Origin of the sequence: Extensimonas vulgaris (assembly GCF_003337425.1) — a bacterium.
In the GTDB taxonomy this organism is placed as follows: Bacteria; Pseudomonadota; Gammaproteobacteria; order Burkholderiales; family Burkholderiaceae_C; genus Extensimonas; species Extensimonas vulgaris.
The window spans coordinates 13,916-27,828 of the sequence record NZ_QPJU01000006.1 but is presented as its reverse complement, the minus strand read 5'-3'; the positions used below and the strand labels follow the sequence as shown (position 1 = coordinate 27,828).

11 protein-coding genes are annotated in these 13,913 nt (G+C 66.9%); 9 read left to right on the top strand and 2 right to left on the bottom strand.

The genetic code is table 11. The features are described 5' to 3' along the window. The first annotated feature begins 115 nt into the window (after positions 1–115). The 7 genes from DFR45_RS09450 to DFR45_RS09420 all read left to right on the top strand — a co-directional run bounded on the left by DFR45_RS09450 (position 116) and on the right by DFR45_RS09420 (position 8,349). Entirely contained in the window at positions 116–1,426 is a 1,311-nt protein-coding gene (locus tag DFR45_RS09450) for an MFS transporter (RefSeq protein WP_114483472.1), read from the top strand. Positions 1,427–1,517: 91 nt separating this feature from the next. Continuing rightward, positions 1,518–2,567: a pirin family protein gene (locus tag DFR45_RS09445; protein WP_114483471.1), complete on the top strand. Its 1,050-nt coding sequence runs from the start codon at positions 1,518–1,520 to the stop codon at positions 2,565–2,567. A 215-nt stretch (positions 2,568–2,782) separates the two neighbouring features. Then, positions 2,783–3,253: an FKBP-type peptidyl-prolyl cis-trans isomerase gene (locus tag DFR45_RS09440; protein ID WP_114483470.1), complete on the top strand. Its 471-nt coding sequence runs from the start codon at positions 2,783–2,785 to the stop codon at positions 3,251–3,253. A gap of 258 nt (positions 3,254–3,511) precedes the next feature. Beyond that, entirely contained in the window at positions 3,512–4,738 is a 1,227-nt protein-coding gene (locus DFR45_RS09435) for an ABC transporter substrate-binding protein (protein ID WP_114483469.1), read from the top strand. 87 nt (positions 4,739–4,825) lie between these two features. Beyond that, positions 4,826–5,701 carry a branched-chain amino acid ABC transporter permease gene (locus DFR45_RS09430; RefSeq protein ID WP_114483468.1) on the top strand — a complete coding sequence of 292 codons (876 nt, stop codon included), beginning with the start codon at positions 4,826–4,828 and terminating at the stop codon, positions 5,699–5,701. Between the two features lie 2 nt (positions 5,702–5,703). Beyond that, positions 5,704–7,623, top strand: a complete 1,920-nt coding sequence (locus DFR45_RS09425; protein ID WP_114483467.1) for a branched-chain amino acid ABC transporter ATP-binding protein/permease — start codon at positions 5,704–5,706, stop codon at positions 7,621–7,623. Between the two features lie 9 nt (positions 7,624–7,632). After that, positions 7,633–8,349 carry an ABC transporter ATP-binding protein gene (locus tag DFR45_RS09420; RefSeq protein WP_114483466.1) on the top strand — a complete coding sequence of 239 codons (717 nt, stop codon included), beginning with the start codon at positions 7,633–7,635 and terminating at the stop codon, positions 8,347–8,349. Here the strand turns inward: DFR45_RS09420 and DFR45_RS09415 are convergent. Further along, positions 8,324–9,649: an AmpG family muropeptide MFS transporter gene (locus DFR45_RS09415; RefSeq protein WP_114483465.1), complete on the bottom strand. Its 1,326-nt coding sequence runs from the start codon at positions 9,647–9,649 to the stop codon at positions 8,324–8,326. The genes DFR45_RS09420 and DFR45_RS09415 overlap by 26 nt on opposite strands. Before the next feature lie 248 nt (positions 9,650–9,897). Here DFR45_RS09415 and DFR45_RS09410 point away from each other — a divergent pair, with 248 nt between their 5' ends. Then, positions 9,898–11,337 carry a phospholipase D-like domain-containing protein gene (locus DFR45_RS09410; RefSeq protein ID WP_114483464.1) on the top strand — a complete coding sequence of 480 codons (1,440 nt, stop codon included), beginning with the start codon at positions 9,898–9,900 and terminating at the stop codon, positions 11,335–11,337. 177 nt (positions 11,338–11,514) lie between these two features. After that, on the top strand, positions 11,515–12,639 hold the full coding sequence (alr, locus tag DFR45_RS09405) for an alanine racemase (protein WP_114483463.1): 1,125 nt from the start codon (positions 11,515–11,517) through the stop codon (positions 12,637–12,639). A 36-nt stretch (positions 12,640–12,675) separates the two neighbouring features. On the opposite strand, the gene tgt is transcribed toward alr, so the two are convergent. After that, positions 12,676–13,848: a tRNA guanosine(34) transglycosylase Tgt gene (gene tgt / locus DFR45_RS09400; protein ID WP_114483462.1), complete on the bottom strand. Its 1,173-nt coding sequence runs from the start codon at positions 13,846–13,848 to the stop codon at positions 12,676–12,678. Positions 13,849–13,913 lie beyond the last annotated feature (65 nt).

The window sequence follows — 13,913 nt, the reverse complement described above, 5'->3', positions numbered from 1 at the left end:
CACCAGGCTCCTTGGCATTGCCCATGCATGGCAAGCGCCTACGGGTTATCCCGCATCGCCCAATTGACAGGTGTCGCAGACACTCGAAGGCGTTGTCATCTCTCCCTGGCGCACCATGTCCACCACTGCCATCCAACCCATCGTCACCAAAGCAGCACGGCGGCTCATGCCGTTTCTGGGCCTGCTGTTCCTGCTGAGCTTCCTGGACCGCGCCAACGTCAGCTTTGCAGCGCTGGGCATGAACCAGGACCTGGGCTTCACGCCCACGGTCTATGCACTGGGCGTGGGCTTTTTCTTCTTCGGCTACGTGCTGTTCGAAGTGCCGAGCAACATGATGATCGAGAAAATCGGCGCGCGCCGCTGGATTGCACCGCTCACCATCGCCTGGGGTTGCGTGGCCATGCTCATGGCCTTCATCCACAGCGCCAACTCGTTCTTTGCGCTGCGCTTTCTGCTCGGCATGGCCGAAGCCGGCCTGCTGCCGGGCCTGTTTCTGTACCTGACCTACTGGTTTCCGGCCGAGTACCGCGGCCGCATGAGCGCCTTCATCATGGCCGCCATGCCGGTGGCGCTGATCATCAGCGGGCCGATGTCGGGCGCCATTTTGGGCATAGAGTCTTTGCACGGACTGGCCGGCCTGAAAAACTGGCAGTGGATGTTCATCCTCGAAGGGCTGCCCACGCTGCTCGCGGGCCTTGCCGTGTACCGGCTCATGCCCGACCGCCCGCGTGACGCCGCCTGGCTGCGCCCCGACGAAGCGCAGGCGCTCGAAGACGCCCTCGCGCGTGAGAACCAGCAGGCCACGCCGCAGCACCGCAGCAGCCTGCGCGACGGGCTGTTGTCCACGCCCGTCATTTTCTTGAGCCTGGCCTACTTCGGCGGCCTGATCGGCAGCTTCGGCATCATCTTCTGGGTGCCGCAGATCGTGCGCGGCTTTGGCGCTTCTACGCTGCAGACGGGCTTCATCTCGGCCATCCCGTTCATCGTCGCGCTGGTGGCCATCATCACGCTGGGACGCTACGTGGATCGCACAGGGCGGCGTTTTTCGGTGGCCATCGCGGGGCTGCTCGCGGGTGCGCTGGGGCTGTGGCTCGCGGGCCACACCACCGACCCGGTACTGGCCATCGCCGCGTTGAGCCTGGGCGCCGCAGGCATCATGGGCTCGACCGGGGGCTTCTGGACGCTGCCCCAGCTCTACCTCAAGGGCAGTGCAATCGCAGGGGCATTCGCCATGATCAATTCGGTGGGCGCACTCGGCGGCTTCGTCGGCCCCTACATCATCGGCTGGGCCAAGGAGCACTCGGGCGGCTTCGGCCTGGGCCTCACGCTGCTGAGCCTGGGGCCGCTGGCCGCGGCCGGGCTCGTGGCGCTGCTGGGCGTCGTGCGCCGACCGCACCCGACCGCCGCGCGGGCCACAACGGCGTGAATTTGCCCAAGGCTTTTTGCTCCCATAACAGGAGCTTCCTGCGCTTGACCATACTATCTCAAAGGCCAATTTTGTTTGTCATCATTTGGCCATGAATCCGATCCTGCAAACCCAGCCGCTGGGCCCGTTGTGGCCCACCATCGATCCGTTTTTGTTCTGCGCGCACCACGACGACGCTTACCCGCCGGGCAACGGCGCCTTCGGCCCCGCGGCGACGCTCGCCGGACGACAGATCGGCAACGACTTCAGCCGCCAGGACGACTGGAGCATGTACCACGGCAGCAGCGTCCCGGGCTTTCCGGCGCACCCGCACCGCGGCTTCGAGACGGTGTCGATTCTGCGCCACGGCTTCGTGGACCATGCCGATTCGCTCGGCGCGGCGGCACGCTTTGGCGCGGGCGACGTGCAGTGGCTCACGGCCGGGCGCGGCATCGTGCACTCCGAGATGTTCCCGCTGCTCGACACCAGCGCGCCCAACCCGCTGGAGCTGCTGCAAATCTGGCTCAACCTGCCCGCGCGCCAGAAGATGGCGGCGCCGCACTTCACCATGTTCTGGCGCGAGCGCATCCCGCGGCTCGTGCAGCGCGACGCGCAGGGCCGCACGAGCACGGTCACGGTGATCGCAGGTGCGCTGCCGGATGCACCACAGGGTGCGGCCGAGCCGCTGCCGCCGCCGCCCGAGTCCTGGGCCGCGCAACCCGAGGCCGACGTGGCGATCTGGACGCTGCAGCTCGCGCCCGGCGCGCTGTGGCGGCTGCCCGCGGCGCGGCACGCGGCGCGGCACGCGCAAACGCGGCGCATGCTCTACTTTTTTGCAGGCGAGCGCCTGTGTATCGGGCCGCAGGAAGTGACATCCCACGCCGCGCTCGAGCTGCAGGCGGCGCAGGATTGGCTGCTCAGCAACACCGGCACGTCAACGGTCGAATGCCTGCTGCTGCAGGGCCGCCCGATCGGCGAGCCCGTGGCGCAATACGGGCCCTTCGTGATGAACACGAGCTCCGAAATCCACCAGGCCATAGAGGATTACCGGCGCACCCAATTCGGCGGCTGGCCCTGGCCTACGAGCGCGCCGGTGCACGGCCCGCTGCCGCGGCGTTTTGCGCGCCACCCCGGCGCGCAGACGGACAGTCTGCCGGACTGAGTCGTCGCGCCGCAGACCGCTGCTGACGCTGACTGCGCCGCCGTGCGTCTCCACGGCATCCTGCACCTCAGCGCCAGCGCCAGCGCCAGCGCCAGCGCGTGCGCCAGCGCCAGCGCGTGCGCCAGCGCCAGCGCGTGCGCCGCGTCCGTCACCGACAATGCACCTTCTCCGCCCGTACGCTGCGCCGGGCGTCCTCCGTTTTTTTCATTTTTCCCATGCCAATCACACAAAACACCGCCGTCACGTTGAACTACCGCATCACCAGCTTGCAGGGCCAGCCGCTCGATGCAGGCACGCTGGCGTACTTGCACGGCGGCTACGGCAACCTGTTCCCCAAAGTCGAAGCCGCGCTCGAAGGCCAGGATGTGGGCTTCGCCACCACCCTTGAGCTCAGCCCCGAAGAAGCCTTCGGCCTGCGCGACGAGCGCCTGGTGCGCACGATCCCGAAGGCCGAATTCCCGCCCGGCGTGAAAGTAGGCGGCCAGCTCGAAGGCATGAGTGATGCGGGCGAGCGCCAGATATTCCACGTGGTGAAGATCAAAGGCCCCGTGGTGCACCTGGATGGCAACCACCCGCTCGCAGGTCAGGCGCTGCGCTTTGCCTGCAAGGTCACCGCCGTGCGCCCCGCCACACCCGAAGAAATCGCGCACCGCCACGTTCACGGCACGCATGGGCATGCGCATTGAGACGATTCAAAAATATAAAAATAATAGCATTCAGCGCTTGTGTATTAAGCGCTAGAGGCCGTTTTGGCTTGTTTTTTACAAGGCTGGGCTGGCGAGTCCTGACACGCTGCGCGGGTTTTCCCTAGGCCCTGACGGCCTCGGTTTGCGTCATGCTTGGGCGGTACGGGCGGTGGCGTGCCACACGCTGCTCCCCACTGTCCTGCGCAGCCCCATGGGCGGTGTATGGAGCCAAACCCCAGTTTCATTTCGGAGAAATTCATGTCTTTTCGCTTCAAGCTTCTCGCCGCTTCCGCGGCCATGGCCTTGGCATCGGCAGCATTCGCGGCCGAACCGATCAAGATCGGTGTCGATGGCCCGTTCACCGGCGGTTCGTCCTCCATGGGCGTGAGCATGCGTGACGGCGTGCGCCTGGCCGTGGCCGAAATCAACAAAGCTGGCGGCGTGCTGGGCCGACCGTTGCAGCTCGTCGAGCGCGACGACGAGGCCAAAAACGAGCGCGGCGTGCAAATTGCCCAAGAACTCATCAACAAGGAAAAGGTCGTCGCTGTCGTCGGCTACATCAACACCGGCGTGGCGCTGGCGTCGCAGCGCTTTTTCCAGGACGCCAAAATCCCCGTGCTCAACAACGTGGCCACGGGCACGGTGATCACGCACCAGTTCGACAGCCAGCCCGAGAACTACGTCTTTCGCAACGCAGCGCACGACAGCATCCAGGCACCGATGATCGTCGAGGAAGCCGTCACGCGCCGCGGCTTCAAGAAGGTGGCGATCCTCGCCGATTCGACCAACTACGGCCAGCTCGGCCGCGAAGACCTCGAAAAAGCACTCAAGCGCAAGGGCATCACGCCCGTGGCCGTCGAGAAGTTCAACATCAAAGACGTGGACATGACGGCGCAACTGCTCAAAGCCAAGGAGGCCGGCGCCGAGGCGATCCTGACCTACGGCATCGGCCCCGAGCTCGCGCAGATCGCCAACGGCATGGCCAAGCTCGGCTGGAAGGTGCCGATGATCGGCAGCTGGACGCTGTCCATGGCCAGCTTCATCGACAACGCCGGCCCGAACGGCGAAGGCGCGCGCATGCCGCAAACCTTCATCCAGGACCCGGTCACGCCCAAGCGCAAGCTGTTCATCGACAGCTTCCTCAAAACCTTCAAGCCCAAGAACGACCGCATGGATTCGCCGGTGTCGGCCGCACAGGGCTACGACTCGATTTACCTGCTGGCCGCGGCGATCCAGCAGGCGGGCAGCACCGAGGGCCCGAAAATCAGGGCAGCGCTCGAAGACCTAAAGGTTCCGGTCGATGGCGTGGTCACACGTTACGTCAAACCCTTTGCCAAGGGCGACCACGAAGCCATCACGGCAAACATTCCCGTGATCGGCGAAGTGCGCGGTGGGCGCGTGGTGTATGCCTACCCTGAAGACAAGAAGAACGCAGGCCGCATTCGCGTCAAAGACCCCGCTGCCAACGATGCGCTGTTGAAATAAGCGCCCAGCCCTTGAACGGGCGCCGTTGCGGAAGACCTTCTGCGACGGCGCCTTCTTTTTGCATTCTCGCCCCACGCACGAGCTCTCATGCAAATCCTCACCCAACTCATTTTCAGCGGCATCGCGCTGGGCATGATCTACGCCGTCATCGCCTTCGGCTATCAGCTCACCTTCGCCACCTCGGACACGCTCAATTTCGGCCAGGGAGACGCCCTGATGCTAGGCGCGCTCGTGGGGCTCACGCTGGTCAACGCAGGCCTCAACTACTGGCTCATGATCCCCCTCGTGTGCCTGTTCGGCGCCGTGCAAGGCATGGTGGTCGAGCGCGTCGGTGTGCGTCCCGCGATCCGCATCAAGTCGGAATTCGGCTGGATCATGTCCACGATCGCGCTGGGCATCATCTTCAAGAACGTGGCCGAAAACATCTGGGGTCGTGACGACCTCAAATTCCCTTCGCCCGTGCCCGAGTCGCCGTTCAAGTTCCTTGGCGCCAACGTCCTGCCCATGGAACTGCTGGTCGTCGTCGGCGCTCTGTTCATGATGCTCGCCGTCGAGCTGTTCAACCGGCGCTCGATTTACGGCAAGGCTGTCGTGGCCACGTTCAACGACCGCGATGCGGCCAAGCTCATGGGCATCAACACCGGCCTCGTGATCACGTTCTCGTATGCTCTGTCCTCGCTCACGGCTGCCTTTGCGGGTGTGCTGATCGCGCCGTTGACGCTCACGGGCGCGACCATGGGCGCAGTGCTGGGGCTCAAGGCCTTTGCCGTGGCCATCATCGGCGGCCTGACGAGCGGCATGGGCATCGTCGTGGGCGGCATCATTCTCGGCGTGGCCGAAACCACGACGGGCTTTTACCTGAGCACGGGCTACAAGGACGTGCCCGGCCTGGTGTTGCTGCTGCTCGTGCTGGCCGTGCGCCCGCAGGGCCTGTTCGGCAAGACCGCGATCAAGAAGGTGTGACGATGCCCTACCGCCGCTTTTTGCTCGCCCTCGTCGGCATCGCCGCGCTGCTGCTGTTGCCGCTCGCCATCGACAACCCCTACTACATCCACCTGGTCGAGACCATCATGATCTACGCGATCGTGCTGTTCGGACTCGACGTCGTCGTCGGCTACACGGGCCAGGTGTCGCTCGGCCACGCGGGCCTCTTCGGCGTGGGCGCTTACGCCGCTGGCGTGCTCGTGTTCAAACTCGGCGCACCTTTGTGGATCACGCTGCCTGCCGGCATTTTGGTCACGGCGCTATTTGGGGCACTGCTGGCGCTGCCGGCGCTGCGCGTCTCCGGGCCGTACCTGGCCATGGTCACGCTGGCCTTTGGCACCATCGTGCAAATCCTCATCAACGAAATGAGCTTTCTGACGGAAGGCCCGATGGGCATCAAGCTCGACAAGCCCACGGTGTTCGGCCACCGGCTCGACGAGCGCGAGTTCTACTGGGGCGTGGCCGTGCTCATGGTGCTCGCGTTGATCGTCGTGCACCGCATCCTACGCTCGCACCTGGGCCGCGCTTTCGAGGCGCTGCGCGGCAGCCCGATCGCCGCGGACTGCATGGGCGTCTCGGTCTATCGCTACAAGGTGTATGCGTTCGTCATCAGCGCCGGCTTTGCCGGGCTCGCGGGCAGCCTCTACGCCTATTCCGAGCAATACATCTCGCCCAACACCTACAACTTCGAACTCACGGTGCTGTTTCTGCTCGCGGTGATCATGGGCGGGCGCAAGAGCCGCAGCGGCTCCTTGCTCGGCGCGGCCATCATCGTGCTGCTGCCCAAACTGCTCGACGACCTCGAGATGTTCCGCTACGTCTCGGTGGCACTCACGGCAGCGATCCTGTTCGCCGCCGTCGTCGCCATCCGACGCCAGCGCAGCACGCCGCTGCAAATGGCGATCCCCGTCGTCGCCAGCCTGGGGCTCGCGGGCCTGTCGTTCTGGCTCGACTCCATGACCGACTGGCGCCTGTCGATCTTCGGCGTGATCATGCTGCTCGTGATTTACTACCTGCAAGATGGCATCGTCGGCTTCGTGCGCAACGCTTTGAACCTGCCGCGCACCAACGCCGCCGCCATTACGCAGTTCGTCGCTCCAGCGGACGCCGTTGCTGCGGCTGCGCCGAGCGCCGCGCCCGAACTCCTCAAAGCCACGGGCGTGGTGATGCAGTTCGGCGGGCTCAAGGCGCTCAATCAGGTCGACCTGCACGTGCGCAGTGGCACCATCCACGGGCTCATCGGCCCCAACGGCTCGGGCAAGAGCACGATGATGAACGTGCTCACGGGCATCTACGTGCCCACGGCGGGCCACATAGAGTTTGCCGGCGAGTCGATCGTGGGCCGCAGCCCGGCCGAGATCGCGCGCGCCGGCATCGCGCGCACCTTCCAGAACGTGCAGCTCTTTGGCGAAATGACGGCGCTGCAGAACGTGCAGGTCGGCTTGCACCACGCCTTCCACAGCCAGCTGCTGGACGTGGCGCTGCATACGCCGCGCTACCGCAGCGAGAGCACTGCGGCGGCCAACCGTGCGTTCGGTCTGCTGCAGTTCGTGGGGCTGGACGCGCTCGCCCACGAGGAGGCGCGCAACCTGCCCTACGGCAAGCAGCGCCTGCTCGAAATCGCGCGCGCGCTCGCGCTCGATCCGCAGCTGCTACTGCTCGACGAGCCCGCCGCAGGGCTCACCGCGCCGGACATCAAGGAGCTGATCGCCATCATCGAAAAAATCCGCGCGCACGGCATCACCGTGATCCTGATCGAGCACCATATGGACGTGGTCATGAGCATCTGCGACATCGTCTCGGTGCTCGACTTCGGCCAGAAGATCGCCGAGGGGCCGCCCGCACAGGTGCAAGCCGACCCCAAGGTGATCGAAGCCTATCTCGGCGGTCAGGCCGCTTGAGGAGTGACCATGCTGACCATACGCAATCTTTGTGCTGCTTACGGCAAAGTCGAGGTGTTGCACGGCATCTCGATCGAAGTGCCCAAGGGCAAAGTCGTGACCCTCATCGGCTCCAACGGCGCGGGCAAGACGACCACCATGCGCGCCGTCTCGGGCATGCTCACACCCTCGGCGGGTGAAATCACGCTCAATGGCGAGCGCATCGATGGCCTTGAGTCCTATGCCATCGCCAAACGCGGGCTGGCCCATTCCCCCGAAGGGCGGCGCGTTTTTGCCACCATGACAGTGCGTGACAACTTGCTGCTGGGTGCCTTCCCACGCCTCACGGGCAGCCGTCCGCGCGGCGATGTGGCCGCCGACCTCGAGCGCGCATTTGAGTTGTTCCCGCGCCTCAAGGAGCGCCGCACGCAGCTCGCGGGCACGCTCTCGGGCGGCGAGCAGCAAATGCTCGCGATGGCGCGCGCGATCATGCTCAATCCCGAGGTGGTGCTGCTCGACGAGCCCTCCATGGGGCTCGCGCCCATCCTCGTCGAGGAGGTGTTTCGCATCATCGCGCAGCTCAAGGAACGCGGCGTGACCATGCTGCTGGTCGAGCAGTTCGCCGCCGCCGCGCTGGGTGTGGCCGACTACGGCTACGTGCTCGAAAACGGCCGCATCTCGCTGCACGGCCCGGCCGCGCAGCTGCGCCACGACCCGGCCGTCAAGGCTGCCTATCTGGGCGGCTGAAGCGCGCCGCGAGCCACACCAGCAGCAGCACGGGCAGGCCCAGCAGCGCCGTCGCGGTGAAAAACTGCGCGTAGCCGAAGGCGTCCACGTAGCGGCCCGAAAAGCCCGCGACGAACTTGGGCAGCAGCAGCATGATGGAGCTGAACAGCGCGTACTGCGTGGCCGAATAGCGCACGTTGGTCAGGCCCGACAGGTACGCGACGAAAGCCGAGGACGCGATGCCGCCCGCGAGGTTGTCCGCCGAGACCACGGCCACGAGCGCGCGCAGGTCGTGCCCGTGGCCGGCGAGCCAAGCGAACAGCAGGTTGCTGCCCGCGCTCAGCACCGCGCCGAGCATGAGCACGCGCATCACGCCCAGGCGCAGCGCGAGCGCACCGCCGACGAAGGCGCCCAGCAGCGTCATCGCCACACCATAGACCTTGGTGACGGCGGCGACTTCGTCCTTGCTGAAGCCCAGATCGACATAAAACGGGTTGGCCATGATGCCCATGACCACGTCGCTGATGCGATAGACGGCGATCAGCGCGAGGATCAGGCCCGCCTGCCAGCGGTAGCGGCGCCAAAAGTCGGCAAAGGGCTCGAGCACCGCGCCGCGCAGCCAGGCCGCGAGGTTTTGCGCCGGCGCGTGTTCCAGCGGTGCGGGTTCGGGCGAGAGCAGCACGGTGAGCATGCCCACCGCCATGGACGCCGCCATCACGAGGTAGGCCGTGCACCAGGCGCCGTTGTCATAGCCTGCTGCGCCCTGTGCGCGCGCCGCGATCCAGAGCACGCCCGCGCCGGCCCAGATCATCGCGAGGCGGTAGCCCGTCTGGTAGGCCGCGGCCAGCGCGCCCTGCACGCGCGCGGCGGCCGATTCGATGCGAAAGGCGTCGAGCGCGATGTCCTGCGTGGCCGAGCCCCAAGCCACCGCGAGCGCGCAGGCGACGATGGGCCCGAGCGCGTGGCGCGGGTCGGCCAGGGCCATGCCCGCCAGCCCCACCATGACCACGGTCTGCGCCAACAGCAACCAGCTGCGCCGCCGCCCGAGCAGGCGCGTGAGCAGCGGCAATGGCAGCCGGTCCACGAGCGGCGCCCAGAGCCACTTGAAGCCGTAAACCAGGCCCACCCAGCTCAAGTAGCCTATGGTGCTGCGCTCGATCCCCGCCTCGCGCAGCCGAAAGCCCAGCGTGCCCAGCACCAGCAGCAGCGGCAAGCCCGCTGCAAAGCCCAGCGCCAGCATGCGCAAGCTCGCGGGCGCCAGGTAGATGCGCAGCGTCTGCAGCCAGGAAAGATGAAGTGAGGCAGGTGTGGGTTCAGGCATGGCGTGGTCGGAATTGTGCCTGTGCTTGGAGCCTGCCGGGCTTTGGAATCGTCGGCTGCGCATGCGCCGCAGCGGCCCATTCTCGCTATCGACGCCCAAAGTCCGACAGGCTGCCAGCGCACTGCGGCAGCGCCAGCCGCGGCACCGCTTTGGTGACGGCGCCACACGCCGGGCAACGGACACCGTGGCGCATGGCATGCTGTGTTAGCCTCCCAGGAACCCGTCGGGCTTTGCCCATACCGCACACCATGCCCGTTTTGCCATCTTTCAGCCCGTGGGGACATTTCGCGGCCGTCGTCGCCGGCCTGCTGGTGTATGTGGTCGTTTCGCGTGCGCAGCACCAACGCCGTCAGCCCGCTTCTGCACTGGCTTGGGTGATGACGATCGCCATTCTTCCCTACTTTGGAACGCCCTTGTTCCTGATTTTTGGCACGCGCAAGGTGGCGCGCCCGGCCACGCGCACGCCGCTCGTGACCCAGCGCGGCCGCGCGCCCAAGGCGCCGCTCTGGGCGACGCAATTGCTCGCCGCGATGGGAATCGCGGCGCCGCAGGCCAATGCGCGCATAGCCTTTCACGGCGACGGCGCGCAATCGCTCACCGCCCTGCTGGGCGTGCTGCGCAGCGCACGCCAGACGCTCGATGTGTGCACCTACATTCTCGGCAACGACGCGGTGGGTGACGCCGTGGCGGCCGCGCTGGCCGAGCGTGCGCAAAGCGGGGTGCGCGTACGCTTGCTGGTGGATGCCGTGGGCAGCTTGCAAACGCTGCACAGCCACGACGCCGTGCTGCACCCCGCTGGCGTGCAATACCGCGTCTTCATGCCGCTGCTCGGGCGCCCGCGCGGCCATGTGAACCTGCGCAACCATCGCAAATGGGCCGTGGCCGACGGTTCGCAGGTCTGGAGCGGCGGGCGCAACCTGGCCCGCGAATATTTTCTCGGCATGGGCCACGAGCCCCCCTGGATCGACCTGAGCTTCACCGCCCAAGGCCCGCTTGCGGCGCAGGCGCAAACCCTGTTCGAGGGTGACTGGGAGCTTGGGCGTGCGCTCGCACCGAAACGGACGCAGAGGCCAGCGCCGCCGTCGCTACCACCGGCCCCAGCGCCGCCGCCCGGGCCTGGCCCGGCCAGCGATACGGCGCAGCAGGTGCCAGGTGCTCTTGCGCAATGGGTGCCCAGCGGGCCCGATTTCCACGAGGACACGCTGCACGCCTTGCTCATGAGCGCCGTGTTCCGCGCCGAGCAGCGGCTGCTGCTCGTGACGCCTTACTTCGTGCCCGATGAGGCGCTGCTGGAGGCGCTGCTGCTCGCCGTCAAGCGTGGCGTGCGGCTGCTTTTGGTCTTGCCAGCGCGCTCCAACCATCGCATGGCCGATTGGGCGCGCGGCCGCGCCATGCGCGCGCTCGCGGCTGCCGGTGCGCAAGTGTGCCTGCTGCCGCGGATGTTGCACGCCAAAGCCATCGTGGTGGACGAGGTGCTCGCGCTGTGCGGCTCGGCCAATCTGGACTGCCGCAGCTTTTTTCTCAATTTCGAAGCCATGGCCGCGTTTTACGACCGCACGCAAATCGACTGGCTCGCCCAATGGGCCGAAAGCACGGCCTCGCAAGGCCAGCGCGCACCCGCCGCAACGCCGGGCTGGGTGCGCGATCTGCTCGAAGGCGTCGTGGGGACGCTGGCGTTTCAGCTCTGAGCTGGCAAGGATGCAGCGAGGCGTTTTGCCATGGGGCGAGCACCTTGCCTAACCCCGATTTGCGTCCGTCGTTCTGGATTCGCTGAGCGCCAAAGTTTTACCATAGCGTCAAAAACCGCATGGGCGCGCCCATGCCACACCTCATCACCCTGCATCGATCTCTACCGCGAACCCACCATGCCGCGCCCCATCCACGCCACCATCCATACCGCTGCCTTGCGCCACAACCTGGCGCGCGTGCGCCAGGCCGCGCAGGACGCCAAAGTCTGGGCCGTCGTCAAGGCCAATGCCTATGGCCACGGCATCGAGCGCGTTTATGACAGCCTGCGCGCTGCCGACGGCTTTGCGCTGCTCGACCTGGCCGAGGCCGAGCGCCTGCGCGCGCTCGGCTGGCGCGGCCCCATCCTGCTGCTCGAGGGCGTGTTCGAGCCGCGCGACCTCGAACTGTGCTCGCGCCTGGGCCTGTGGCACGTGGTGCACTGCGACGAACAGATCGACATGCTCGCCGCGCACAAGACGCAGCAGCCGCACCATGTGCTGCTCAAGCTCAATTCGGGCATGAACCGCCTGGGCTTCACGCCACAGCGCTACCGCAGCGCCTGGGCGCGGCTCAATGCGCTGCCGCAGGTCGATGAAATCGGCCATGTCACGCACTTCAGCGACGCCGACGGGCCGCGCGGCATCGCGCACCAGGTCGAGGCCTTTCTTTCTGCCACACGGGACTTGCCGGGCGAGCGCAGCCTGGCCAACAGCGCCGCGATCCTGCGCCACGCGAGCGCCGCGCAAGTGCGCGCCGACTGGGTGCGCGCGGGCATCGCCTTGTACGGCAGCGCGCCCGACCACCCCGAGCACAGCGCCGCGCACTGGGGTCTGCAGCCCGCGATGACGCTGGCCACGCGCCTGATCGCCGTGCAGCGGCTTGCGGCCGGTGATAGCGTGGGCTACGGCTCGCGCTTCGTCGCGCCCGCGCCCATGACCATAGGCGTGGCCGCGTGCGGTTACGCCGACGGCTACCCGCGCCACGCCGACACCGGCACGCCCGTGCTCGTCGCAGGCGTGCGCACGCGCCTCGTGGGGCGTGTGAGCATGGACATGCTGGCCGTCGATCTGGAGCCCGTGCTGGCCGCAGGCGTGCACGCGGGTTTCGGCAGCGAGGTCACGCTCTGGGGCCGGGCAGCGCATGGTGGCGCGATCCTGCCGATCGACGAAGTGGCGCACGCCGCAGGCACGATCGCCTACGAGCTCATGTGCGCGCTCGCGCCGCGCGTGCCGGTGGCTGCGGACACGGAGCGCGGCGCATGAGGCGCCGCGCAGCGGCTCCCCGCCCCACGCCGTGCGCTACACGCCGCGCGCGCGTTCCTCACGAAAGCGCGCACGAAAGGCGCTGAACTCGCCGGCTTCGAGCGCACTGCGCATCTCCTGCATGAGCTGCAGGTAGTAGTGCAGATTGTGGATGGTGCACAGCATGGGGGCGAGCATTTCGCCGCAGCGGTCCAGGTGGTGCAGGTAGGCGCGGCTGAAGCCCGTGCGCCCGCCCTCGTCCCAGGGCACGCCCGAGGGGCCCGCGCAGGCCTCGCAGCGGCAGCTGGTGTCGAGCGGGCGCGGGTCGCTCTTGTGGCGCGCGTTGCGGATTTTCAGGTCGCCATAGCGCGTGAACAGCGTGCCGTTGCGCGCGTTGCGCGTGGGCATCACGCAGTCGAACATATCCACGCCTTGCGCCACGCCTTCGACCAGGTCTTCAGGCGTGCCCACGCCCATGAGGTAGCGCGGCTTGTGCGCGGGCAGGCGGTGCGGTGTGTGCGCCATGATGCGCAGCATGTCTTCCTTGGGCTCGCCCACACTCACACCGCCCACGGCGTAGCCAGGCAGGTCCAGCGCGACGAGCGCCGCGAGTGACTCTTCGCGCAGGTGCTCGAACATGCCGCCTTGCACGATGCCGAACAGCGCGTTGCGGTTTTGCAGCCGCGCAAACTCCTCCTGGCTGCGCCGCGCCCAGCGTAGGCTCAGCTCCATAGACGCGCGCGCCTCGTGCTCGGTGGTGATGTGGCCCTTGGTTTCGTAAGGCGTGCACTCGTCGAACTGCATCACGATGTCGCTGTCCAGCACGGTCTGGATCTGCATGCTGATCTCAGGCGAGAGAAAGAGCTTGTCGCCGTTCACCGGGCTCGCAAAGTGCACGCCCTGCTCGGTGATCTTGCGCATCTCGCCCAGGCTCCAGACCTGAAAACCGCCCGAGTCGGTCAGGATGGGCTTGTGCCAGTTCTCAAAAGCGTGCAGCCCGCCGAAGTTGCGCAGCACGTCCAGCCCCGGGCGCATCCACAGGTGGAAGGTGTTGCCCAGGATGATTTGCGCGCCCATGGCGTGCAGGCTCTGCGGCAGCACGCCCTTGACGGTGCCGTAGGTGCCCACGGGCATGAAGATGGGGGTTTCGACGACGCCGTGGTGCAGCGTGAGGCGAGCACGCCGCGCGTGGCTCGCGGGGTCGGTGGCAAGGAGGTCGAATTGCAGCATGGGGGCGCATTGTCCCAGAGCGGCGGGGGTGCCGCGCCCTGCCGCTACACTGCCACGATCGGCAC